Origin of the sequence: Gemmatirosa kalamazoonensis (genome assembly GCF_000522985.1) — a bacterium.
GTDB classification, from domain to species: domain Bacteria; phylum Gemmatimonadota; class Gemmatimonadetes; order Gemmatimonadales; family Gemmatimonadaceae; genus Gemmatirosa; species Gemmatirosa kalamazoonensis.
Genome location: NZ_CP007130.1, coordinates 188,134 through 210,872, shown reverse-complemented (window position 1 = coordinate 210,872; position 22,739 = coordinate 188,134). Strand labels below are relative to the sequence as shown.

Genomic DNA, 22,739 nt, shown 5'->3' with positions numbered 1-22,739 from the left:
AGACCACACCGTCGCGAGATCCATCGTGGTCGAGGTACGCCGCCGACGGTCCACGACGCCGCCCCACGGCTTGGTGCCCGCCGCCTCAGTGGACCGCGCGGCGCTCCGGCCGTCCGGGGTAGTGCGCCGGCAGCGAGACGACGAACGTGCTCCCTTCGTCCGGTGCGCTGCGCGACACGGTCAGGTCGCCGCCGAGCAGTCGGGCGAGCTGCCGGGCGACCGAGAGCCCGAGCCCACTACTGCCGCCACTGTGCGTCGATGTCGGGTCCGCCTGCCAGAACGGGTCGAAGATGTGCTCGTGTGACTCGGGGGCGATGCCGCGGCCCGTGTCGGTCACCTCGATGACGACGCGGACGGCGGCGTCACGGCCCTCGACCCGGAGGAGCACCACGACCTCGCCCCGGGCGGTGAACTTCACCGCGTTGGCGAGCAGGTTGACGAGGATCTGCCGCAGCTTGTGCGGATCCGTGAACAGCTCCACCGGTTCCGCGGGGCCCTCGACGCGGACGCGCAGCCCCTTCTGCTCCGCGATCGGCCGCACGAGCACGAGGCTCTGCTCCACGACGTCGAGCAGCGCGACGGGCTCGGGCCGGACGACGGCCTCGCCGGCCTCGACGCGTGCGTAGGAGAGCAGCTCCTCGATCAGGCCGAGGAGATGTTCGCCCGAGGATCGCACGCGCCCGAGATGGTCCTGCTGGTCCGCGCTGACCGGGCCGTAGATCCCCTCGCCCATCAGCGTCGTGTAGCCGAGGATGGCGTTCATCGGCGTGCGCAGCTCGTGGCTGATCGTCGCGACGAAGTGCGCCTTCGATCGGTTCGCGTGCTCCGCCGCCTCGCGTGCCTGCCGCTCCGCCTCGCGGGCCAGTCGCTCGGCGTCGCGGAGGTGCGCGCGCATGATCGCCTGCGCGCACATGGTGCCCAACGTGAGCACGAACGCGCGCTCGTCCTCGTCGAACGTCCGCGCCGCGGCCCACGAGAGTCCCAGGACGCCGCGCAGCTCGCCGTTCGCCCACACCGGCACGATGGCCGCCGCGCGCGCGCCGGCGTGGATCATCGCGGCGCCCCAGTCCGGGTAGAGCCGGAGCGCGTCGTCGTTCGGCAGGAACAGCGGGGCTCCGGTGCGCGCGACCTCGGCGAACGGCACCGGCGCGTCGAGCGGCAGCTCGTCCAGGGCCGCGCGGACCTCGAGGGGCAGCCCGATCGCGTGAACGACGTGCAGTGCCGTCTCCACCGGCACTCCGCGCTCGGCGACCACGGTCGTGCGAGGGGGAAACGTCCCCAACGTGACGACGACGGCGCTCGTCGCGCCAAGGGCGAACAGCGCCTGCTGCTCCACGAGGTCGGCGGCGTCCTGCGGGCCGAGGGCGTCGGTGAGCGAGCCGCTGAGGGCGGCGAGCGCGCGCAGACGCACGCTCGCCCCCGAGATCCCCGCCCCAGACTCGTCGGCAGATGGATGCGTCAGGCGCAGCGCCGCGAGCGCGAACGCCGAAAGCGGTGGCCGGTCGTTCGGTGGTCCGGGCATGCGTCGCTCCTCGAAGGGGCGTCGCCAGGAGCGCCAGACGGTCGGTCGCGACGCCGCCGGGAGGAGCGTCGCCCTGCGCTGGTGGAGTACCGCAGGATCTTCAATCTACCTCCGGGCGGGCACTAAGTGAGGCAGCGCGCATAAGAAATCGCGCTGATCCGCCCGCTCGACACGAGTCGCGATGGTCGGACGCGGCGTCATTAGCGGCGCGCGGTGATGCCTAACAGGAGCCGGTTGACGTAAGAGGCGGCCCGCACCGGCGGACCGACGCCCGACGCGTACCTGCCTAACGCACTGTCGGCCGCCGCGCCGCGCAGGGTGTCGCTGCGCGCGGTGATGAGGACCGTGCGGCTGTCACGCCGGCGAACCGTGTCGGCGCGCAGCGAGTCGGCGCCCACGACGACGCGCGCGCCGGTCGGGTCGAGGTAGACGATGTCGGTACGCGTGCGCGTGGCGACGCGCGGCGGCGAGAGCCGGCGGCCGAGGCCGATGCTCAGCCCGGCGGTGTACTGCCAGTTGTGGCGGAGCTGCCCGGAGGTTTGACGTCCTGAAGCCGCAGGCCTAACGCGTCGTCGAAGTGGAGACGCTCGGCGGTCGGCGACATGGAGTAGCGGAGCTCCTGCGCTCCCATCGCCACGAACCGGCGTTCGACCGAGACTCCGACGTCTTTTTTCGCCGCGAATCAGCGCGTTCTACGCGTACGCACCCGCTCCGGACCGTCGAGCCCGAGCGCCAGCGCTCGGTAGATCGCGACCCCGCGGCCATGGCGCGCGCGTGCGGCCGGCCGCATCGTGCAGGTCTCTCACGACTGTGCGCCGGGCTGCCGGCCTCCGTGGCCGCGAGCGCACCGCCGGTGTGCCTGCCGGCCGGACCCCGGAGGTCCTCGATGACCCGCATGCTTTCCGCGCGCCGCTCCCGGCGCACGCTCGGCGTACTGCTCCTCACGCTCGCCGCCCTCGCCGGGGCCAGTCACCGGCTCGGTGCGCAACAGCAACGCGCCCTGTCGCCGACCGAGCGCGGGGAGATCGGCGCCTACCCGCTGTCGATGGACAACGTGAAGCGGATCATCGCCACGGCCGGCACGCTCCTGCGGCTGCAGGCGACCGACCCCGCGTTCGACGCATCGGTCAAGGGGATGTCGAACGAGAGCATCACCGCGCAAGGCGAGCTGCTGGAACACCTGCCGAAGGCCGCGGCGGCGCTGCGCGCTGGTCGGCTGACCGCGCACGAGTTCGCGATCGGCAGCCGAGCGTATGGAGGCGCGCAGGCGATCGCCAACTTTCAGGCGCGAGGGAGGCCACTGGCCCCGAACGCGAAGGCGCAGATGGACCGGCTCTTCCCCGTGACGCCCGCGCAGGTCGCGTTCGTGACGGCGCACAAGACGGAGATCGACGCGCTCGTGCGGGCCGACCTGCCGCAGAGGGCGCGGCCATGAGCTGACGTCCGACGTCGCGCCCGCGTTTGGTTCGACACCGATCGGAGCCCACAATTCCATCGATGGTCGCCTAATCGTCCGCCACCGCCGCGCAGCCTCACAGCATGCGTTGCCGTTAGGCGCGATGCCAGTGTCGTATCGCGCGACGCGGCGCGGGATTCACGGTAGCCCCGTCACGCACAGCGTGCGCGGCAAGCAGTACGTCGCGGTGCCGTCAAGGCGTGCTATCGTGAGCCGCAATGCCGTGACCCGGTTCGGCACATCGCAGCACGCCGTGGCGCCGTGATGCCGACGCTCCGCGGGTGGGCGGATGCCACGTCGGTGGTCCGCCCGCCCGCGCAGCGTCAGGCGTGCCTCACCTCTGGCGCGGCGGCTACTTGCTCCTGCCGCCCGTCGGCACGAGCTGGAACACCTTTCCCGTCGTGCCGGACGGCCCCGCGTTGTCCGTCGTCAGCACGTACAGCTCACCGTGCAGATCCTCGCCGAAGCCGAGCACGTAGTGACCCAGCTCGCCGTCGGGGTGTCCGGCGATCGGGAGCTCCTGCACCGCCGACAGCCCGCCCGGGCGCGAGAGCGCACGGTAGATCGCGCCCTCGGGTGCGTCCTCGTCCTTGCTGAAGGCGCCGAAGACGTATTGCCCCGCGAGCTGTGGCAGCGTCGTGCCGCGGTACACGAAGCCGCCGATGATCACGACGATCCCGGGCTGCGCGACCGGGTTCTCCTCGTTAGGCAGCTCCACGATCGGGTCGATCAATGGATCGCCCGTCTCGGCGTCCACGCTCGGACAGCTCGGCGGGATCGTGAGCGGATGCGCGGCGTCGAAGCAGTGCGTGCCCTCCTTCACGTTCCAGCCATAGTTGCCGCCGCGCGTGACGACGTCGGCCTCCTCCCACATGTTCTGCCCCGCGTCGCCGACGTAGAGCTGGTGGGTGCCGCCGCGGTCGAACGAGAACCGATACGGGTTCCGGAACCCGTACGCCCAGATCTCGTCGAGCCCCGGCTTGCCGACGAACGGGTTGTCGGACGGAATGGCGTACGGCGTGCCGCCGTTCACGTCGATGCGCAGGATGTTGCCGAGCAGGTTGTGCGTGACGTCCTGCCCGTTCCTGCCCTCGTTGAACGTGTACCAGTCGGGCACGTGCCCGAACCCGACGTCGTTCGCGCCGCCACCATCGCCGATCGAGATGTACAGGAAGTGGTCCGGCCCGAAGGCGAGCTGGCCGGCGGTGTGGTTGAACTGCGGATGGTCCACGCGCAGCAGCACGCGCTCCGACGCGGCGTCGGCGACGTTCGCGCGCGACGCGGCGTGGAACTCCGCGACGACGTTCGTGTGGTCGTAGCCCGCGAGGCGCGGCGGCACCGTGTAGTAGACGTAGAACTTGCCGTTCGTGCGGAAGTCCGGGTGGAACGCCAGCCCGAGGAGCCCGCGCTCGTCGTACTGCGGCATGAGCGGCGTCATCTTCGAGCGTACGTCGAGAAACGGCTGCGCGAGGAGCGTCCCGTCCCGCAGCAGCACGCGGATCACGCCGGCCTGGTCGACGATGAACCGCCGACCGCTCTCGTCCGCCGCCTGCACGAGGGCCACCGGGTGCACGAGGCCGCTCGCAACCAGCGTCAGGCCGATCGCAGGTCCCTCACCGAGCATCGGGCTCGGGCCGGTCGCCGTCGCCCCGCGCTCGCCGCGCTCGCCACGTTCCGCTGCGACGGCACGCGGTTGCAGCGGTGGCCGGGCGTCGTTGCACGCGACGGCGGCGCTCACGACGAGCGCGAGGACCATGGCACGTTCGAGACTTCGCATCGGGACCTCCGGAAACTCGGGTTCAGCGGTGCGGCCCTCTACGGTGGCGCAGCTCCGCGCGTCCGGAACGCGTCCGCGACGACTCGGACCGGAACTGGCGCGACGCGAGAGCCCACCTCGAGTGTCCGAACCGTCGCCGCGAAGTCGACGGCTATTCCCAGCCGAGTCCGGCGCGATGGCGCGTGGCCTAACGCAAGCGTACCGCGACCCGGCGAGTCGCGCCCGGGCGAGTCGCGCACCGGCGAGCCGCTCGTCCTCCGGCGGCCGTGGCGCCGTCCGTCCGGCGCTCACGGGCGCACGCGCGCCCCGAGGTGGTTATCGTAGCGTTAGGCCGCTGACATGTTGCGGCGCCAGGGCCTGCTGTTCGTTAGGCATCCACTGCCCAACTTCGAGACGCCCGGCGACGTCCCGCCCGGGTACCAGCGCTACCCGCACGTCATCCGGCGCGCGCCCGGCAGTGCGGACCTACCAATCGAGCACCGACGGGAAGTACTCGGCCACCAGCTCCTCATAGTACGGGCGCAACTTGCGCACGTCGGGCCGTTCGTCGCCCTTGGAGTAGAGATCGTAGGGGTTGAACGCCCGTACCCAGCGCAGCAGCTCGCGATCCCGTTCGTTCAGCAGATGGGCGTACCCGCCTTCGCGGTGAATCGCGTAGCAGGAGTGATAGCGGATCATCGCGAGCGCCTCGGCCGGCAGATAGGGCTTCGCGACGTGGTACATGTACTCGTCGTGTCCCCACGAGAGGTGCACGGCGTCGAGCCCGCAGCCCTCCGTGTAGATGCCGCAGGCCGTCCGGTACTCGGCCGTCCGGCTGTCCGGGTTCTCGGCGAAGAACTCGGGGAACACCACCGTGTCGCTGAACGCGCACCCCACCGGGAACGTGTCACCGACGACGGCCCACTGGGGCTCGCCGAAGAGGCATAGAATCTTGCCGAGGTCGTGCACCAGTCCGGTGAGCACGAACCACCGGGGATGGCCGTCGTGGCGGATCGCTTCCGCCGTCTGGAGCAGATGCTCGATCTGGCTGAAGTCCGCGTCCGGGTCGCTGTCGTCCACCAGCGTGTTCAGGAACTCCATCGCCTCCCAGACGCCCATGCGCCTCGTCCGCAGCGGCAGGTATTGCCGCTTCTTGGCTTCGACGAAGGCGACGGTCTGATGGCGATGGTTCAACCGGTAGAACTCGCGAATCCCTGGACGAACGTTCGGCGAGTAGTCGCGGAACGCGGCGCCCGCACTGTTGCGCTCGGGTGCCGGGCGCGAGTCGCCGGCCGGGTAGCGGGCCGCGAGCGACTCTTCCCAATCGTCGAGGTGATCCATGGGCCCAGTGTTCGTCATGGCGCGACCAGGTAGAGGTTCGGGCACGCGTTCGCCTATGGATGGCATTCCTTGGCCGCAGGCGCCAGTCCACGTCGGACGCCTTGCCCCCCGGGGCCGCCGCGTCGGCTCGGCGTACCAGACGCTCGCCGAACGCTCCGGGTTCATCGTCTCCCGCCGCACGCTGTCGGCACCCCGGCACGGCACGGATGGTTAGGCGTGGAGCGAACGTGCGGACTCTCGCGCGTGATTCGGCCGTGTACCGTTAGGCACCTCATGCACTCGCCCGTAGCGACATCCAACGCCCGAGGATCGACGGCGCTTGCCGTTCAGCCGCGCTAGCCAGCAGCATCGGCGCTGGGGCCGGGGGCGCCGGCGCGCGAGGCGATGCGGGCGGATGCGGGCGGCTCGAGCGGTGGACGAGAGTGGGTGCTCAGAGGGGCCTCTGGCGGGCTGCCGGTCGAGTGGATCCCAGACAACCCCAGCCTGGCCGGTCGCGACGCCTCCGTGAACGACCTCTCCGTCGACTACACGCGGCCGGTTGCCGGACGTCAGGCCTCGGCGCCTAACGTCAGAGCTCCGGCAGACTCGCGACGACGCGGTGCTTCACCACGAGCGCGATGCGGTCGTGGTCCCGGTCGCGCGAGACGAGCACGCGCCCGCGCCGGCGGCAGGAGACGGCGATCAGTACGTCGTTCCAGAAGCTCCGCCGCTCGTGCTCCGGGTGCGCGCCGTCCTTCTCCCGAAGCGCGCGCAGCGCGTCGCCCGCCGCCAGCACGTCGTCGCAGTCGGGCACGAGGACCCGCGCGGGCTTGAAGCGGTCCACCAGGCTCCGCCGGATGGCCGCCGCCGCGGCCGCGTCGACCGCCCCGATCAGCAGCTCGGCCCCGACGAGCGCGTGGAAATCCACGGCCGCGACGCGCGCGGCCAGGAGCCGGAGCGTGTCCGATGCGCCCGGGGCACCACGCAGGACGTCGACGTAGAACTGGGTGTCGAGGATGTAGCGCGTCTCGCGCGCGTCGCGCGCGTCGCGCGCACCCCGGCCACCGGCCGCCACTCAGCGGTCCTCCGCCGCCTCGTGGTCCGGGTGCGTCGGGAACGCGCCGTGGAGGGCGAAGAGGCCCTCGAGGATGGCGGCGTTCTCCGTGAGCTGGGCGAGCGCCACGTTCACCGTGTCCGACTGGCCCCGGCCGGTGAGCCGCATGGCCGCGTCGAGCAGCGCAGCGTCGACGACGATCTGGCGACGCTCCCGGCCGGCGGCCCGCGCGGGGCGGCCGGGCTTCCCGGGCTTCCCGGGCTTCGATGTCGTCGGCGTGCGTCGCCGGCGTGACTTCGAGGTGGTCTTCGGCACGTGAGCTCCCGGTGGTGTGTATGAAAATAGAATAACGGGTGTAGATGGCACGTGCCACCGCGCCGCGGACGGTCTCCTGCCCGCCCGCGCCCTCGGGTGCGCTGGGCGCGCGGCACGGAACCGTCGGACGTGCCCGCACCTCGGGGCCGCCTAACGCCATCCGGGATGGCCACGATCTATCGGCGAGAAGAGTCCGACCCCGCCGCTGTCGAACGCGGCATCGGGCAGCCAGAATCTATCGGTGAGCGGCTGCTCGCCGACCCTCCTGCGCGCCTCGGCATGGTGAAGCTCCATGGTCACCGCGTTGTGCCTGTCGGTGCAGCGGGCTGCATCGACACGCGCCGTACGATTCCAGCGATGAGGACACCGCGCTCATGAGCGACAACCGTCCAGTCGTACCCATCGCCGCGGCGGAGCTCGACCGGCTCCTCGACGCCCTGATGGTGGAGTTCGTCCGGCTGTCGGAATGCCTCGTCGGCGAGGGCTATCGCCTCGAGCTGGGCGGCATCGACGCGCCCGGGCTCCACTACAACCTCTCCGGCAACGGCCGGCTGATCGTCGGCAACCGCGAGCCGATCCCGCTGCAGCCGCACACGCTGGTCGTCCTTCCTGCGAACACGCTCTTCCGGATCGAGGTGCCGTCACGGCGCGGCCCGCGCGGCACGTGGAGGACCGTGAACGGGCGATCGATGCCGAGCGAGCCGGGCGCGGTGCGTCGCTACGTCGCGAACGATGGGGAGCCCGTCATCGTGCTCATCTGTGGATACTTCCACGCATCGTATGGAGCCTCGACCGATCTGTTCGGAACTCTGAAAGGACCGATCGTCGAACAGTTCGAAGAGGGCGATCAGGTCGATGGAACGCTCAGGACCGCGCTCGCGGAGCTCGTGGCGCAGGAAGTCGGCTTCGGCGCCATGAGTGCCGCATTGCTGAAGCAGGTCATCGTGGCACTGCTGCGTCGCTCGCTTCGTTCGATGGATCTGTGGGTGGAGCGCTTTTCATTGTTGAGCGATCCGCAGATCGCGCGCGCATTTGCCGAGATGGTCGCGCATCCGGGCGCACGGCATTCGGTCAACAGCCTGGCACGCAGCGCGTTCCTCAGTCGGTCGGCGTTCGTGGCGCGATTCTGCAGCGTCGTCGGCCGGTCGCCGATGATGATCCTGCGGGATCTTCGGATGCGGCAGGCAGCCGATCACCTCCGTTCGACCACGATGACGATCGACGAAGTCGGACGCCATGCGGGCTATGCGAGTCGAAGCAGCTTCGTGCGCGCGTTCCGCAAGGCGCATGGCTGCGATCCGGCCTCGTACCGCAGGTCGCACGCTCGGAGCGAGTAGCCACACCGGCGAGTCGGCGACGCTGCCGACGGACTTCGTTCGTGCGCTGCCACCGCTCTGCATGGCCCCCTCGGGGCGGACGCAGGGTCCGTGCAGTGCGGCTTCAGGTGATCGTGCTCGGCTATGCGCCTGTGTGGTGAAGGACTTCTGGACACGTTTTCAGGTCTCCGGGTCCGACGGTTCAGCCTACTCTTCGAGAGCATTCCAGTCCGCTATCGCGCACGGTCACACACGCCAGCTGCCAAGCGCGCTGAGACCGTCGCCCCGATCCGGTGGGCGAACACCGAAGGAGCCCGCGCACGAACATCTCGAGGACGTTAGGCATCGCCGTCGCCGCCGCTCTCGTGGGAAGCGCCGTGACGCTGATGCTGGCGAACGGAGTCGCCTCCCTCAGCGTCGATTCACCGAGGAGAAAATGAGATGAAGGCAATCGTGGTCACGGACCAGGCGGCGGGAGCGGCCGCGATGAAGCTCGTCGAGCGGCCAGAGCCGCAGGCATCGATCAACGACGTCGTCGTTCGGGTCCATGCGTCGGGGTTCGTCCCGACCGAGCTGACGTGGCCGTCGACGTGGACCGATCGCGTCGGCCGCGCGCGAACACCGGCGATCCCCGGACACGAGCTGGCCGGCGTGGTCACGGCGCTCGGCTATGGCACGACCGGTCTGTCGGTGGGACAGCGGGTGTTCGGCCTCGCGGACTGGTATCGCGACGGCACCCTGGCCGAGTATCTGGCGATCGAGGCACGCAACCTCGCGCCGCTCCCGGGCGACGTCGACTTCACCGTGGGTGCGAGCCTGCCGATCTCCGGCCTCACGGCGTGGCAGGGACTGTTCGACCACGGTCGTCTCCGGGCAGGGCAGAGCGTCCTCGCGCACGGCGCGGCCGGCGCCGTCGGGACGATGGTGACGCAGCTCGCGCGATCGGCGGGCGCGTACGTGATCGGCACCGGACGCGCGGGCGACCGCCAGAAGGCGCTCGATTTCGGCGCCCACGAGTTCGTCGACCTGGACGACGACACGCTGGAAGACGTCGGCCGCGTCGACCTGGTGTTCGATGTCATCGGCGGCGACATCGGCAAGCGATCCGCGGGTCTGATACGAGCCGGTGGAACGCTGGTGTCGGTCGTCGGGCCGGTCGAGGCGCGGCCTGCCGACGGCCTGGCGATCGACTTCGTCGTCGAGTCCGACCGCGCCCAACTGGGTGAGATCGTCGAGCGGGTGCGGGACGGACGGCTGCGGACGAACATCGGCACCGTCGCGCCGCTCGACGATGCCGTCGCCGCGTTGAACCCGACCGCACGGCGCTCCGGGAAGACGATCATCCGCGTTCGTCCGTGAAGGCCGAACGCCTCGTCCCATCACCCGGTCAGGCTCCGAGCGGGCCTAACGTGGGTGTCCATTCCGTCCGCTCGCAGCGAGGAGACACCATGTCGTCCATCATCACCGACGCCGCGAACGCGGCGTACGCCGGAACCGACCAGGGCCTGCAGGACATCCTGGACTTCCTCGTCACGCAGGAGCAGCTGAGCGTGACGTTCGTCGGCGCCGCCATCGAGCGCGCCGGCGGCACGCCGTCGGCCGCGTTCCTGCCCGTGCTGCGCAACGCGGTGACGACCGAGTTCCACCATGTCCAGGCGCTCGAGAAGGTCGGTGCGCAGCCACTGACCACGAAGTACTGGATCCCCGACGCGGCCTTCGACAACGGCGGCGTCGGGGTCTTCTCGACCGCGGAGATCGTCGAGAGTGTGGAGATCAGCCTCTATCTCATCGGCGTGAGCGCGTACGCGCGGGCGGGCGAGGAGTTCGGCGCGCGGCTGTGCGCCGAGGCGATGGGCACCGAAGCGGTGCACCGGGCGCTCGTGCGCTTCGCCCAGGGGCAGCTCGGCAAGAACGTCGGCGTGCCTAACGACGTCGGCTTCGAGCACTTCGGCGGGCCCACGGTGGCCGCCGCCCGCGACGCGCTCGAGCGGCTCGGCATCGGATACGGCAGGCAAGGCAGCGGCGCCGGCCGGTTCTACGAGTATGCGGGCGACCCCGTCGCGCGCGGCGTCGGGACACCGGTGAGCCATTCCGTCCCGGCGTGAGCCGATCGCCGGGGCATGACGGCGTCACGAGAGCGGACATGAACGTGGTCCCGCCCGGCATTCGCCGCGTCGGGCTCGGGCTCGCGGCCCTCGGCCGGCCCGGGTACATCACGATCGCGCACGCCCATGATCTCACACGCGACTACGAGCCGAGCGCGATGGAGCGACGGACGCACGCCGTGCTCGACGCCGCCTACGCCGCGGGCGTGCGCTACGTCGACGCAGCGCGCTCCTACGGCCGGGCGGAAGACTTCCTCGCGTCGTGGCTGGCGGCGCGGCGTATCACGCCGGGCGCGGTGTTCGTGGCCTCGAAGTGGGGCTACACGTACACCGCCGGTTGGCGCGTCGACGCCGAGCGGCATGAGGTGAAGGACCACTCGGCTGCCGCGCTGTGGCGGCAGCTCGCCGAGACGAAGTCGCGGCTCGGCTCGCACCTCGCGCTCTATCAGATCCATTCGGCGACGTTCGAGAGCGGTGTGCTCGACGACGCGGCCGTGATCGACGGGCTGGCGCGCCTCAAGGCGACGGGGCTCCGCGTGGGCCTGACGCTGTCCGGCGCATCACAGGCCGAGGTACTCCGCCGCGCACTCGAGATCACACGCGACGGCGTGCGCGTGTTCGACAGCGTGCAGGCGACATGGAATCTCCTCGAGCGCAGCGCGGGCGCTGCGCTGGAGGACGCCCACCGAGCCGGCATGCGCGTGATCGTGAAGGAGGCGCTCGCGAACGGGCGGCTCGCCGGACCGCAGACCGATCCCGCGCTCGCGGCGCGCCTCACGGCGTTAGGCGCGGAAGCGGCGCGGCTCGGCGCTACCGTCGACGCACTCGCCTTCGCCGCGGCCCTCGCGCTGCCGTGGGCGGATGTCGTCCTGAGCGGCGCCGCGACGCCGGAGCAGCTCCGCTCGAACCTTCGCGCGGTCGACGTGTCGTGGAGTGCGGAGACCGACGCGCGCCTCCGCTCGCTCACGATGGAACCGGAGGAGTACTGGCGCGAGCGCGGCGCGCTTCCATGGAATTGATCTGCGGCTCCTGGGCGCTCCGCCCGCGCGGAGGGTCCTCCACACGCGACATCCACTGCGATGCATGTCTCCATCCTCGGTGACGGAGCGCTCGCCGCTCCGCTCACACAGCTCTCGAAGCGCGCCGGACACACCGTTGGCCAGATACAGGAGGACGCGAGGACGGCGACACCCTACGGCGCGTCCGACCTGCTGATCCTCGTGGGCAGCAGAATCGCGGTCGCCGACACGCTCGAGCGGCTGGGTGCCGTGCGCGACGACGTGGTGATCGTCGACGCGACGACGCTGGACACGCTGGAGGAGCAACGCGCGACCTGACGACGCAGTCATAGCTCGAGTGGCCTGAGGTATGCCGCACACGCGGCGCTCGCCGTGAGACTTGACCCCGACCCCGGGGTGGCACGATGACGAAACCGTGAAGCCCGCTGGAAGTGATTGGCGACGGAAACGCGACGGAGACGCGACGCAGCAGATGAAAGTGTTCGATGAGGTCCTCGCGCGACTCTCGGATGGCTGCGTCGTGCTCGACTGCGGCCTGCGCGTCATCTACGCCAACCTGGCGGCAGGGGGCGTCTTCGGCGGTTCCCCTGACCAGCTTCTCGGCCGCAGCCTGTGGGACGAGGTACCCGGCCCTATAGCGGCCGCGATCCGGGAGCCGGCCGCGCAGACCATGGCGACCGGGCAAGGCCGCCGGCTGCAGGCCTACGACGCGGCGGATGAGCGGTGCTTCGATGTGCGACTGCATCCGTCGTCGGACGGTCTGCTCATCACGCTCGCCGACGTGACTAACGCCGCGTGCCCGCGCTGCGCCGCGGTCACCCCCGACGTACTCGAGACGGGTGTGGCGGGCGTCGCGGATCTGCCGTGGGGCACGCACATCTGCCAGTTCTATGAGACCGTCCAGGACGTCCTCGACATCGCGCTCCCCTATTTCCGCGCGGGTCTGGAGCGCGACGAGCAGTGCGTATGGGCCGTTTGCGATCCACTGACGGTCGATGCCGCGAAGGACGCACTCCGGCGCGGCATCGTGGACGCCGATCACCATCTGGCCGCCGGCAACCTGGAAGTCGTGTCTCACGTGCACTGCTATCTGGACGGTGGCACGTTCGACACCAGCCGCGTCATCGACGCGTGGAATGCCAGGCTCGCTGACGCGCTGGAGCGCGGCCACGCCGGCCTGCGTGTGAGCGGGATCGAGGCGTGGCTGACGGAGCAAACGCGCGCCGCCTTCATGGCGTACGAAGATGCGTTGAGTGCGGCGATCGCTGGCCAGCGCATGATCGTCCTCTGCACCTATCCGCTCGACACGGCCACGGCCGCGCAGATGTTCGACGTGGCGCGTGCACACCAGTCCGCGGTAGTGCGGCGCGGGGGGCGCTGGGAGGCGATCGAGGTCCTCGAGCTCGCGCAGGCTCGGGCTGCGGTGCAGCGCCAGAACGAGGAGCTGGAGCGACGCGTCGCCGAACGCACCCAGCAGCTCGCGGCGGCGAACGAGGAGCTCCGGCGAGAGATGCGGGAGCGCGAAAGCGCGGAAGCGGCGTTGCGCGAGAGCGACGAGGTGTTCCGCGTCATCGCGGACGACCCGAGCACCATCATCGGGCTGTACGATGCCGCCGGGCATCGCGTCTACGCGAGTCCCTCGGCGCGGCAGATCCTCGGTGAGCTCCGAGAGAACCCGTTCGACGGTGTGCACCCGGACGATCTCGATGCGGCGCACCTGGCCTGGCAGCGGCTCCTCGCCGGCGAGCGGACGAGCTTCACCTTCCGCTACCATCGCTCGGACGGCGCGTGGCTTTGGATGGAGGCGTGGAGCTCGCGGGTCCAGTACCGAAACGCGCCGCACGTTCTGACCATCATCCGCGACGTGAGCGACCGGGTCAGGGCTCATGAGCAGATCGAGGCGCGCGAGGCGCGGTTCCGCGCCCTCGTCGAGCGCAACGACGCCCTCATCTCGATCATCGACGAGCGCGCCCGCGCGCTCTACGTGAGCCCGTCGCACACCCGGGTTCTGGGATACACGGCCGAGGAGCTGTACGTCATGCCCAGCCTCTCGTCGCTGGTGCACCCGGAGGATCTCGCGTGGGTGCGCGAGCAGTTCGCCGAGGTCCCGCGGCGATCGGTCGCCAGTCTGCCACGACCACTGCGGGTCGTCACCAAGGACGGCCGCGTGCGGAACGTGCTCCTCACGTTCACCGACCGCCGGCACGACCCCGCGGTCGGCGGCGTGATCGGGAACGGCCGCGACGTGACGGACGAACTGCTGCTCGAGGAGCAGCTGCGTCAGGCGCAGAAGATGGAGGCGATCGGCCAGCTCGCCGGCGGGATCGCGCATGACTTCAACAATCTGCTCACCGTCATCCGCGGCTACAGCGATTTCATCCGGACCGCCGGCGCGCCTAACGATGCGCACCGCGCCGACGCCGAGGAGATCCGCCAGGCTGCCGACCGCGCGGCGGTCCTCACGCAGCAGCTCCTCGCGTTCAGCCGCAAACAGGTCCTCCGGCCGGAAGTGATGGAGATCAACCTTGTCGTCGGCGAGGCGAGCCGAATGCTCGGCCGGCTCCTCAGCGAGGATGTCGCGCTCGACCTGCAGCTCGCGCCCGACGCGGGCGCCGTCCGCGCGGACGCCGGCCAGCTGCAGCAGGTGCTGCTGAATCTCGCGGTCAATGCGCGCGACGCGATGCCGTTAGGCGGACGCCTCACGATCGCCACGGAGAGCGCCGTCCTGGAGCGCGAGGCGCCGGCACAGCCCACGCCGCTCTCGCCGGGTCGCTACGTGCGCCTAACGGTGAGCGACACGGGGACGGGGATGTCGCCGGAGGTGCTGCGGCACGCGTTCGAGCCGTTCTTCACGACGAAGGAGCCGGGGAAAGGCACGGGGCTCGGGCTGTCGACCGTCTACGGGATCGTGACCCAGTCGCACGGGCGGCTGCGGGTCGACTCGGCGCCGGCGAAGGGGACGACGTTCGGGATCTTCTTCCCCCAGGCCGGCGAGCCGGCCACCGCCCCGATGCCGGCGGCGACGAAGCCCGGCGCACGCGGCTCGGAGACGGTACTTCTCGTGGAGGACGACGCCATGGTCCGTCGCCTGGCGGAGGCGACGCTCGAGCGTGCGGGCTACAGGGTCCTCACGGCGCCGAACGGCGGCGACGCCCTGCGGCTCGCCGCCGGCCGCGACGGCGCGATCGACCTCGTGATCACGGACGTCGTCATGCCGGGGATGCCAGGCCCAGAGCTCGCCCAGCGGCTCGAGGCCTCGCAGTCCGGGCTCCGCGTTCTCTACATGTCCGGCTATGCCGACGACACGATGGCACGACACGGCATCAACGAGGAGCGGGTGAGCTTCCTCGCCAAGCCGTTCACGCCTGACGAGCTCGCGCGTCGGGTGCGCGAGGTCCTCGACGCGGGTTGACCGACGCCGATCCGGATCAGCGAGAGGGTCGTTCAGATCGCTCCGTTGCGAAGACCTGGGCGAACGGCTCCTTCGGCGTCATGCGGCACCGCCCGGGTACAGGGCCTCGAACTTGTCGAGGATCGCCGTCCACCCCTTCGCGTGGTTCGCGCGCTCCGTGTCGTCGAAGATGCCCGCGTGCGTGAGTACGACCTCGGTGGCGTCGCCCGTCGTGTCGCCGCGGTCGTGGAACTCGACCGTCACGACGCTGTCCTTCACGACGTGGTCGCCCTCCCAGCCCCACGTGTAGACGACTCGGCTGGGCGGGTCGACCTCGCGGTACACGCCCGTCACGCGGTGCTCGGTCCCGTCGGGTGCGCGCATGTGGATGCGATACGCGCCGCCGGGGCGCAGGTCGATCTCGGCCAGCGAGACCGTCAGCGGTCCCGGCGCGTGCCACGCTTTGAGCTGCGCCGGCTGCGTCCACGCGTCGAAGACGCGCTGCCGCGGCGCGCGGATGATGCGGCGGACTTCGAGGGCGGGGACGGCGGCGGTGGTTTTGGCCATGTGGGCTCCGAGGATGAGGGGGTTTCGAGGTACGATGCGAGCAGGTCGAGCTCCGATTCCCAGAACTTCCGGTAGCGCGCCATCCATGCGAGCGCCGCGCGCATCGGCGCCGCGTCGAGCGTGGCCCGGCGCACCCGCCCCTGCCGCTCGACGCGCGCGAGGCCGGCGCGCTGCAGCACGCGCACGTGCTTCGACACGGCGGGCAGCGTCATGTCGAACCGCGACGCGAGCTCGCTGATCGTGCGGTCGCCCGCCGCGAGCCGCTCGAGGATGTCGCGCCGTGTCGGGTCGGCGAGCGCGGCGAACGTGGCGTCGAGCGTCGGCGAATGGTAAACCATATGGTTTACTATTGTATGCGGCCCGGCTGCCGTCAATGGCGGCACACCGTCGGCGAGGCGGCGGCGAGCCGTCAGGACGCCAGCGCCGCGGGCGACGTCGAGTACGCGCACGCTCGGCTTCTCGCCGGCACATCGGGGTGATTCGTTAGGCGGCGCGTCTACGCGTGGACCCTCCCGGCGGGCTCGGCGCCGCCGAGCGTGGCGCGGCGCATGGGTTCCGCCACCGTGTCTGGTAGCGCCTGACGGCGCCCGGTCGACCGCGTGGCCATCATGGAGTCGCCACGCGTGACCACCCGCACACCGCGGGTATCCGGACGTGTCGCGCGTGGTGGACCCCGGTTCGCTCGCGCATCGCCTCGCGCGCGCTCGACCGACGGGTTCCCACCAGTGGCTGGAGGGATACACCCATGCGGCGCCTCAATCGGATTGCGGCCGCCGTGCCGATGATGCTCATCTCCACGGTCGCACTCGCGCAGCCCGGCACGCTGCCGCGGTGGTCCGCCGAAGTCTCCGGCGACGCGGCGTTCCCCACCCGCACGCTCGCCGGCGCGGACCTGCAGACGGGCGGCGGCTTCGGCGCGAACGTGCGCGTCCGCCTGCAGCCGCACCTCGCGGCGTACGCGGGGTGGGAGTGGCACATGCAGCAGACGAAGCAGCTGCTGCCGGGTGAGACGCTCGACCTGAACGACAACGGCTACACGTTCGGCCTGCGCTTCGAGCACCCGATCGTCGGCACGACGAAAGGCTGGCTGCGTGCCGGCGGGCTGTACGACCACATCGAGGTCGAAAATGCGGACGGCAAGACGATCCACGACAGCGGCCACGGGCTCGGCTGGGAGGGCGGCGCCGGCTTCACGCTGCCGTTAGGCACCCGGTTCGCGCTCACGCCGGGCGTGCGGTACCGCGAGCTCTCGCGCGACATCACCGTCGGCGGGCGCACGCGGTCGTCGACGCTCTCGTACGTGACGACGGGCGTCGGGGTCGCCTTCAGCTTCTGACCGTTCGGGCCCACGCCGCGCGCCGTCGACCGGCGCGCGGCGCCAGGCCGTCAACAGGGAGTGTCCATGTCCGGTCACCCTGACGTGTCGCGCCTCGCGGCGTCGTGCGCCGCGCCGCTCCTCGCGGCCACACTCGGCGCCGCCGACGCGCGACCGCAACCACCCACCGCGACGAACATGGCGGCGCCTAACGACTCGCCGGCCGAGCACAACGCGGTCGAGCTCTCGCCGGTGTCGCCGTTCATCCGCATCTACGCCGTGCAGTACGCGCGGCGCGTCGGCGAGCACACCGAGGCGCTGGGCATATGATGCGCCTCGCACTAGCGTTCCTGCTCGCGCTCCACGGCGCGATCCACCTGTTAGGCGCGGCGAAGGGGCTCGGTCTGGCCGACGTCGCGCAGCTCCGGCAGCCGATCGGCCCACGCGCCGGCGCGCTGTGGCTCGCCGCAGGCTTGCTCCTCCTCGCCGGCGCGGCGCTCGTCGCGCTCGGCGCGCGCGCGTGGTGGGCGCCGGCGCTCGCGGGCGTGGTGCTCTCGCAGGCGCTCGTCGTCGCGACGTGGGCCGATGCCAAGTGGGGCACCGTCGCGAACCTCGTCGCGCTCGTGCCGCTCCTCGTCGTGCTGCTCGACTTCCGCGCCGGCAGCTTGCGCTCGACGTACCGGCGTGACGTCCGCGCCGCGCTCGCGTCCGGCCCGCGCGCGGCGCCGGTCGTCACCGAGCGCGACCTCGCGCCGCTGCCGCCGCTGGTGCAGCGCTACCTCCGGCGCGCGGGCGTCGTCGGCCGCCCGCGCGTGCGCAGCGTGCACGCCGAGTTCGCCATGGACATTCGCGGTGGGCCCGACGAGCCGTGGATGCACGCGCGCGCCGACCAGGTGGAGCTGTTCGCGCCTAACGCGCGGCTCTTCTTCATGCGCGCCTCGCGGCGCGGCGTGCCGGTCGACGTGCTGCACCGCTACGTGGGCGACCGCGCGACGATGGAGGCCCGCGTCGCGGGGATCGTCCCCGTGACGCAGCTCGGCGGCCGCGCGATGACGCGCAGCGAGACGGTCACGCTGCTCAACGACCTGTGCGTCTTCGCGCCCGCCGCGCTCGTCGACGCGCCGGTGACGTGGACCCCGGTGGAGGACGATCGCGTGCGCGCCACGTTCACGAACGCCGGCGAGACGGTGAGCGCGGTGCTCGCGTTCGACGCGAGCGGCGACCTGGTCGACTTCCGCTCCGACGACCGGCTGCGCGCCGACGGCGTCACGATGCGCACCGCGACGTGGACCACACCGTTGCGCGACTACCGCGAGTTCGGCGGTGCGCGGCTCGCTTCGCGCGGCGAGGCGCGGTGGACGGAGGGCGGCCGCACGTGGACCTACGGCCGGCTCGTGCTCGAGCGCGTCGCGTACAACGTCGCGCCGTCCGGGGCGACCCCGTGACACCGCGCCGCGCGCTCTCCGCGTCCGCGTGGGTCGCGCTGGCCGGGACGCTGGCGTCCGGGCCGCTCGGGCTCTGGCTGGTGGCCGCCACGCACCCGCAGCCGGCGTGGCGTGACGCGGACACGTTCGCGCGCGCGTTCCACCCGGTGCAGAGCGTCCCGTTCTTCTGCGGCTTCGCGCTCGTCGGCGGGATGGTCGCGCTCATCGGCTGTCTACACGCGGCCGCGCCCGAGGCGCTCCGGCCGCGCGCCGCGGTGGCGCTCGCGCTCTCCGCCGCGTTCGCGGCCATGGTGTTCGCGAACTACGCGGTGCAGACGACGCTCGTCCCGGCGCTCGTCCGCGACGCGTCGCCGGGCGCGCGCGCCGTGTTAGGCACGCTCACGATGGCGAACCCGCGGTCCCTCGGCTGGGCACTCGAGATGTGGGGCTACGCCGTGCTCGGCGCCGCCACGTGGCTCGCGGCGCCGGTGCTGCGCAGCGCGGCGCCGGGACGATGGTCGCACACGGCGGCGGTGCTGCTCGTCTGGAACGGTCCGCTCAGCGTCGCGACCGCGGTCTTGACAGCGCTACGGCCGGGGTGGGTACTCGGCGGCGTCGGCCTCGCTGCGTTCGGCGTGTGGAACGCTTTGGTGGTCGCCATGACGCTCGCCGCGGCCTTGGCAGCGAGGGAGCGGAGGCCTCTACTCCGGAACACCGGCGCCAGCGCGCGCGCTGACCCGTCCGGAGGGCTCACGCGAACCGCGGTCGACGTGCACGATCGCGCCGAGCCGCCGGCCGCCGACACGATCCGACGGTCGCTACTCCTCTGAACCTTCGAGCCATGTCCCCGACCGGAGCTGCTCGACCAGCCGACCACGCTGTTCCGAGGTGAAGCGCTTCGAGCCCGCAAAGAACGCGCGTCGCCCACGCCGCGTGCGCATGTCCACGGGCGGGTTACCCGTCACCATGTAGTTGTTGGGGTCGTGTACATGGGGCAGCGCCGCGACGAAATGCCCGAGCTCATGCATGCCTGTGTTGAACAGTGCGCGCGCCAGGAGTACGTCGTACGTCAGGATGCCTCGGCGATGGATTTTGCCGGTCACGGGATCCGTCGTGCACACGCCGAGCGAGCGGTGCGCCTCGACCACCACGACGTCGCCGCCCTCCCCGAGCATCGCGAAACCACATGGGCGCTCCGGCCCCATCTCGGGGCGCACGTCGAAGTGGAGCTCGAGATCGCCGTGTGCCGTGTGTCGCAGCGTGATGCCGAGACTCCGACCGGCCGCCTGCACCAGCGGATCGAGCTCATGTCGGCAGAGAGAGACGAACTCGTCGCCGATTCGTTCGTGCAGGGCGTCGAGGCCGTGCAGCGCCAACACGAGACGCGCTGATGCGTGCATGGGGCCCTCACGAGCGACACGGTGAATGTGCCTCCGGTCCCGAGGACCGGCGCTCGCCACAGCGCACCCGCGTCGCGCCGAGCTCACCTCGGTGCCGACGTGAACGCGTTGGTCTGCCAGGAGCATCGCGACGTCCGGCGACACGCGACCCGCCTCCAACCTCCGGCATGCCAGACCGCGTGTCAACAAGATTCGTCGGGCAACGCGCTCGTGAACGGCAATGATCAGGCGCTGCGTCGGATGCTTCGCGCCGGTCGACGTGAATGCCCTGAGCACCGGCCTGTACGCTCACGGGACGCCTCTGCAGCATGGAGGCTCCCGCACTTCCGTAACGTCACGATGGACCTGCGCTCACTGGCGAGCCCGTGCAAGTCCGGTCCAGATTGGGGCCAAGGTCTGCACCAAGACATCGAGGCCGTCCAGCGCCATGCCCTTCCAGGTCCTGACCGCCGCCGCCCTACCCGCGTATCTCGCCACCCTGCCGCCGATGCAGGAGCGCTTCACCGACTTCGAGGCGCTCGACGTCGCCGAGGTGGGTGACGGCAACGTCAACTTCGTCTTCCTGGTGACGCAGCGCGGCGCGCCGGAGCGAACCGTGTGCGTCAAGCAGGCCGTGCCCTATCTGCGCTGCGTGGGCGAGAGCTGGCCGCTCACACGCCATCGCATGGACGTGGAGGTGCGCGCGCTGCGCGAGTTCGGCGCCCTGTGCCCGCAGCACGTGCCGGCGGTGTATGCCGCCGACAGCGAGATGTCGCTCGTGGTGATGCAGCGGCTGTGCAATCACCGCATTCTGCGCCTCGGGCTGATCGATGGCCTCGTGTACCCGCGCATGTCGGACCACATCTCCACGTACCTCGCCCGTACGCTGTTCTTCACCTCGGACCTCTACCTGGCGCCCGACGCGAAGAAGGCCGCCGTGGCCGGCGCGAGCAACCCGGAACTGTGCCGGATCACCGAGGACCTGGTCTTCACGCATCCCTACGACGACAGCCCCACCAACGCCTATCCGCCGGGACTGCCGCCGCGGGCCATCGAGCGCCTGCAGCGAAACCCGCCGCTGCGCGCCGCGGTGGGCGAGATGAAATACGCATTCATGACGGCCACCGAAGCCCGCCTGCACGGCGACCTGCACACCGGCTCGGTGATGGCGAACGCGGAGGAGACCTTCGTCATCGACCCGGAGTTCTCCTTCTACGGGCCGATGGGGTTCGATGTCGGCGCCTTCATCGCCAACCTGTTCCTCGCCTACGTCGCGCAAGAGCACCGCCAGCGTGACGCTGGTCGCGACCCGGCGCCGTATCGCGAGTGGCTGCTGCAGTCGGCCGTCGAGACCTGGGAGGGCTTCGAGCGCAAGTTCCTCGCGCTGTGGCGCGAGCACGAGGCCGATGGCACGGGCTTCATCGGACGCGACCTCGACGGCGAGAGCGCCGAGGTGTTCCGCGCCGCCTTCATGCGCCACGTGTTCGCCGACACGCTCGGCTTCGCCGCCTGCAAGATGATGCGACGCATCGTGGGCCTGGCCAAGGTGGCCGACATCGCGGGCATCACCGACGTGGCGGCGCGCACGCTGGCCGAGGTGCGCGCGCTGCGCATCGCGGAGCACCTGATCCTGAGCCGCCACGCGTTCGGCTCGATCGGCGCGGTGGTCGCCGCCGTGGAACGCCTGGGCGCCACGCCGCTGGACGCATGAGCGGCATGCCTAACGCCGCCACGTCGGTGCCTAACGCGATCCCGGCAACGCTCGAGTGGCGGGACGACACGCTCTACCTACTGGACCAGACGCGGCTGCCGCTGGAGATCGTCGTGGAGCGGCAGGCGTGCGTCGAGCAGGTGTGGAAATCGATCCGCGAGCTGAAGGTGCGCGGCGCCCCGGCCATCGGCGTGGCGGGCGCCTACGGGCTGTGCGTGGCGATGCAGGACAGCCGCACCGAGAGCGTCGAATCCTTCCGCGCACGCCTCGCCGAGCGGGCCGCCTACCTCGCTTCGGCCCGGCCCACCGCGGTCAACCTGCAGTGGGCGCTCGAACGTCTGCACGCCCGCCTCGCGCGCCAGGAGGACGCCGCCGACGCGGCCGCACTGTACGACGCGCTGGTCGACGAGGCCACGCGCATCCACGCCGAGGACCAGGCGCTGTGCGAGGGGATCGGGCGGCACGGCGTGGCGCTCATCCGCCCGGGCTGCGGGGTCCTCACGCACTGCAACGCCGGCGCGCTCGCCACCACCGGCATCGGGACGGCCACCGCGCCGATGTACCTCGCGCACCGGTGCGGCACACGCTTCCGCGTGTACGCCGACGAGACGCGGCCGCTCCTGCAGGGTGCGCGCCTCACGGCGTTCGAGCTGCAGCGTGCGGGCATCGACGTCACGCTGCTCACCGACAACATGGCCGCCGCCACGATGCAGCGCGGTCTCGTCGACCTGGTGATCGTCGGCACCGACCGCGTGGCCGCCAACGGCGACTTCGCCAACAAGATCGGCACGCTCGGCGTGGCCATCCTCGCGAAGCACTTCGGCATCCCGCTGTACGTCGCGTGCCCGTCCTCCACACTCGATCTCGCGACGCGCGCGGGCGAGGGCATCGTGATCGAGGAGCGCGCGAGCGACGAGGTGACGAGCTTCGGCGCGCGCCGCACGGCGCCGGAGGGCGTGGCGGTGAGGAACCCCGCGTTCGACATCACGCCGCACGCGCTGGTCGCCGGCTTCATCACCGAGCGCGGGCTGGTCGGCCCGCCGTTCGAGCACAATCTCGCCTCCCTCTTCAGCTGACTCCCACCCCCGT

General features: G+C 71.0%; 22 protein-coding genes. 13 read left to right on the top strand and 9 right to left on the bottom strand.

The window, feature by feature from the left end; all coding sequences use genetic code 11:
- Positions 1 to 85 precede the first annotated feature (85 nt).
- Both J421_RS28785 and J421_RS28780 read right to left on the bottom strand, forming a co-directional pair.
- Positions 86 to 1,522: a sensor histidine kinase gene (locus J421_RS28785; RefSeq protein WP_025414582.1), complete on the bottom strand. Its 1,437-nt coding sequence runs from the start codon at positions 1,520 to 1,522 to the stop codon at positions 86 to 88.
- 200 nt (positions 1,523 to 1,722) lie between these two features.
- Positions 1,723 to 1,920: a hypothetical protein gene (locus tag J421_RS28780; protein ID WP_025414581.1), complete on the bottom strand. Its 198-nt coding sequence runs from the start codon at positions 1,918 to 1,920 to the stop codon at positions 1,723 to 1,725.
- 434 nt (positions 1,921 to 2,354) lie between these two features.
- Between J421_RS28780 and J421_RS28775 the strand changes: the two genes are divergently transcribed.
- A complete protein-coding gene (locus J421_RS28775; protein WP_148306612.1) occupies positions 2,355 to 2,957 on the top strand; it encodes a hypothetical protein in 603 nt (200 codons plus the stop codon).
- A gap of 373 nt (positions 2,958 to 3,330) precedes the next feature.
- Here the strand turns inward: J421_RS28775 and J421_RS28770 are convergent, their stop codons facing one another.
- The 4 genes from J421_RS28770 to J421_RS32420 form a co-directional block, all read right to left on the bottom strand.
- A complete protein-coding gene (locus J421_RS28770; protein WP_236646392.1) occupies positions 3,331 to 4,755 on the bottom strand; it encodes a PQQ-dependent sugar dehydrogenase in 1,425 nt (474 codons plus the stop codon).
- Between the two features lie 465 nt (positions 4,756 to 5,220).
- The gene (locus J421_RS28765; RefSeq protein ID WP_025414578.1) at positions 5,221 to 6,075 is read right to left on the bottom strand and encodes an inositol oxygenase family protein; all 855 of its coding nucleotides are present in this window, start codon (positions 6,073 to 6,075) and stop codon (positions 5,221 to 5,223) included.
- A 568-nt stretch (positions 6,076 to 6,643) separates the two neighbouring features.
- Positions 6,644 to 7,129, bottom strand: coding sequence for a PIN domain-containing protein (locus J421_RS28760; protein WP_025414577.1), 486 nt, complete (start codon positions 7,127 to 7,129; stop codon positions 6,644 to 6,646).
- Positions 7,130 to 7,423, bottom strand: coding sequence for a DUF2191 domain-containing protein (locus J421_RS32420; RefSeq protein ID WP_025414576.1), 294 nt, complete (start codon positions 7,421 to 7,423; stop codon positions 7,130 to 7,132).
- A 374-nt stretch (positions 7,424 to 7,797) separates the two neighbouring features.
- On the opposite strand from J421_RS32420, the gene J421_RS28755 reads away from it, so the two are divergent.
- From J421_RS28755 to J421_RS28730, 6 genes are all read left to right on the top strand, one after another.
- A complete protein-coding gene (locus tag J421_RS28755; RefSeq protein WP_025414575.1) occupies positions 7,798 to 8,760 on the top strand; it encodes an AraC family transcriptional regulator in 963 nt (320 codons plus the stop codon).
- A gap of 420 nt (positions 8,761 to 9,180) precedes the next feature.
- Complete coding sequence (locus J421_RS28750; RefSeq protein WP_025414574.1) at positions 9,181 to 10,098, top strand: NADP-dependent oxidoreductase; 918 nt, start codon at positions 9,181 to 9,183, stop codon at positions 10,096 to 10,098.
- Positions 10,099 to 10,187: 89 nt separating this feature from the next.
- Positions 10,188 to 10,844, top strand: a complete 657-nt coding sequence (locus tag J421_RS28745; RefSeq protein ID WP_025414573.1) for a ferritin-like domain-containing protein — start codon at positions 10,188 to 10,190, stop codon at positions 10,842 to 10,844.
- 38 nt (positions 10,845 to 10,882) lie between these two features.
- Positions 10,883 to 11,863 (top strand): aldo/keto reductase, encoded by a 981-nt coding sequence (locus J421_RS28740; RefSeq protein WP_025414572.1) that lies wholly within the window; start codon positions 10,883 to 10,885, stop codon positions 11,861 to 11,863.
- Between the two features lie 60 nt (positions 11,864 to 11,923).
- Positions 11,924 to 12,181, top strand: coding sequence for a hypothetical protein (locus J421_RS28735; RefSeq protein WP_025414571.1), 258 nt, complete (start codon positions 11,924 to 11,926; stop codon positions 12,179 to 12,181).
- Between the two features lie 154 nt (positions 12,182 to 12,335).
- Positions 12,336 to 15,275: an MEDS domain-containing protein gene (locus J421_RS28730; RefSeq protein WP_025414570.1), complete on the top strand. Its 2,940-nt coding sequence runs from the start codon at positions 12,336 to 12,338 to the stop codon at positions 15,273 to 15,275.
- Positions 15,276 to 15,353: 78 nt separating this feature from the next.
- Here the strand turns inward: J421_RS28730 and J421_RS33485 are convergent, their stop codons facing one another.
- Together J421_RS33485 and J421_RS28720 are read right to left on the bottom strand one after the other, a co-directional pair.
- Positions 15,354 to 15,773 (bottom strand): SRPBCC family protein, encoded by a 420-nt coding sequence (locus J421_RS33485; protein ID WP_236646401.1) that lies wholly within the window; start codon positions 15,771 to 15,773, stop codon positions 15,354 to 15,356.
- Positions 15,692 to 16,270, bottom strand: coding sequence for an ArsR/SmtB family transcription factor (locus J421_RS28720; RefSeq protein WP_236646391.1), 579 nt, complete (start codon positions 16,268 to 16,270; stop codon positions 15,692 to 15,694). The genes J421_RS33485 and J421_RS28720 overlap by 82 nt, the downstream gene beginning before the upstream one ends.
- 296 nt (positions 16,271 to 16,566) lie before the next feature.
- Here J421_RS28720 and J421_RS28715 point away from each other — a divergent pair, with 296 nt between their 5' ends.
- From J421_RS28715 to J421_RS28700, 4 genes are all read left to right on the top strand, one after another.
- On the top strand, positions 16,567 to 17,157 hold the full coding sequence (locus J421_RS28715; RefSeq protein ID WP_025414567.1) for a porin family protein: 591 nt from the start codon (positions 16,567 to 16,569) through the stop codon (positions 17,155 to 17,157).
- Between the two features lie 66 nt (positions 17,158 to 17,223).
- Positions 17,224 to 17,466 (top strand): hypothetical protein, encoded by a 243-nt coding sequence (locus J421_RS28710; RefSeq protein WP_148306611.1) that lies wholly within the window; start codon positions 17,224 to 17,226, stop codon positions 17,464 to 17,466.
- The gene (locus J421_RS28705) at positions 17,466 to 18,581 is read left to right on the top strand and encodes a DUF6544 family protein (RefSeq protein ID WP_148306610.1); all 1,116 of its coding nucleotides are present in this window, start codon (positions 17,466 to 17,468) and stop codon (positions 18,579 to 18,581) included. Before J421_RS28710 ends, J421_RS28705 begins: the two co-directional genes overlap by 1 nt.
- Positions 18,578 to 19,390, top strand: a complete 813-nt coding sequence (locus J421_RS28700) for a hypothetical protein (RefSeq protein WP_025414564.1) — start codon at positions 18,578 to 18,580, stop codon at positions 19,388 to 19,390. Before J421_RS28705 ends, J421_RS28700 begins: the two co-directional genes overlap by 4 nt.
- Here the strand turns inward: J421_RS28700 and J421_RS28695 are convergent.
- The gene (locus tag J421_RS28695; RefSeq protein ID WP_148306609.1) at positions 19,379 to 19,960 is read right to left on the bottom strand and encodes a hypothetical protein; all 582 of its coding nucleotides are present in this window, start codon (positions 19,958 to 19,960) and stop codon (positions 19,379 to 19,381) included. The genes J421_RS28700 and J421_RS28695 overlap by 12 nt on opposite strands.
- Before the next feature lie 427 nt (positions 19,961 to 20,387).
- Here J421_RS28695 and mtnK point away from each other — a divergent pair, with 427 nt between their 5' ends.
- Both mtnK and mtnA read left to right on the top strand, forming a co-directional pair.
- Positions 20,388 to 21,650 (top strand): S-methyl-5-thioribose kinase, encoded by a 1,263-nt coding sequence (gene mtnK / locus J421_RS28690; protein ID WP_025414562.1) that lies wholly within the window; start codon positions 20,388 to 20,390, stop codon positions 21,648 to 21,650.
- 5 nt (positions 21,651 to 21,655) lie between these two features.
- Complete coding sequence (mtnA, locus tag J421_RS28685; RefSeq protein ID WP_104023597.1) at positions 21,656 to 22,726, top strand: S-methyl-5-thioribose-1-phosphate isomerase; 1,071 nt, start codon at positions 21,656 to 21,658, stop codon at positions 22,724 to 22,726.
- The last annotated feature ends 13 nt before the right edge of the window (positions 22,727 to 22,739 follow it).

Bases quoted from the DNA above. Each gene is read 5' to 3' on its own strand.
- J421_RS28785 (WP_025414582.1), bottom strand. From the start codon at position 1,522: ATGCCCGGACCACCGAACGACCGGCCACCGCTTTCGGCGTTCGCGCTC.
- J421_RS28770 (WP_236646392.1), bottom strand. From the start codon at position 4,755: ATGCGAAGTCTCGAACGTGCCATGGTCCTCGCGCTCGTCGTGAGCGCC.
- J421_RS28765 (WP_025414578.1), bottom strand. From the start codon at position 6,075: ATGGATCACCTCGACGATTGGGAAGAGTCGCTCGCGGCCCGCTACCCG.
- J421_RS28755 (WP_025414575.1), top strand. From the start codon at position 7,798: ATGAGCGACAACCGTCCAGTCGTACCCATCGCCGCGGCGGAGCTCGAC.
- J421_RS28750 (WP_025414574.1), top strand. From the start codon at position 9,181: ATGAAGGCAATCGTGGTCACGGACCAGGCGGCGGGAGCGGCCGCGATG.
- J421_RS28745 (WP_025414573.1), top strand. From the start codon at position 10,188: ATGTCGTCCATCATCACCGACGCCGCGAACGCGGCGTACGCCGGAACC.
- J421_RS28740 (WP_025414572.1), top strand. From the start codon at position 10,883: ATGAACGTGGTCCCGCCCGGCATTCGCCGCGTCGGGCTCGGGCTCGCG.
- J421_RS28735 (WP_025414571.1), top strand. From the start codon at position 11,924: ATGCATGTCTCCATCCTCGGTGACGGAGCGCTCGCCGCTCCGCTCACA.
- J421_RS28730 (WP_025414570.1), top strand. From the start codon at position 12,336: ATGAAAGTGTTCGATGAGGTCCTCGCGCGACTCTCGGATGGCTGCGTC.
- J421_RS28715 (WP_025414567.1), top strand. From the start codon at position 16,567: ATGCGGCGCCTCAATCGGATTGCGGCCGCCGTGCCGATGATGCTCATC.
- J421_RS28710 (WP_148306611.1), top strand. From the start codon at position 17,224: ATGTCCGGTCACCCTGACGTGTCGCGCCTCGCGGCGTCGTGCGCCGCG.
- J421_RS28705 (WP_148306610.1), top strand. From the start codon at position 17,466: ATGCGCCTCGCACTAGCGTTCCTGCTCGCGCTCCACGGCGCGATCCAC.
- J421_RS28695 (WP_148306609.1), bottom strand. From the start codon at position 19,960: ATGCACGCATCAGCGCGTCTCGTGTTGGCGCTGCACGGCCTCGACGCC.
- mtnK (WP_025414562.1), top strand. From the start codon at position 20,388: ATGCCCTTCCAGGTCCTGACCGCCGCCGCCCTACCCGCGTATCTCGCC.
- mtnA (WP_104023597.1), top strand. From the start codon at position 21,656: ATGCCTAACGCCGCCACGTCGGTGCCTAACGCGATCCCGGCAACGCTC.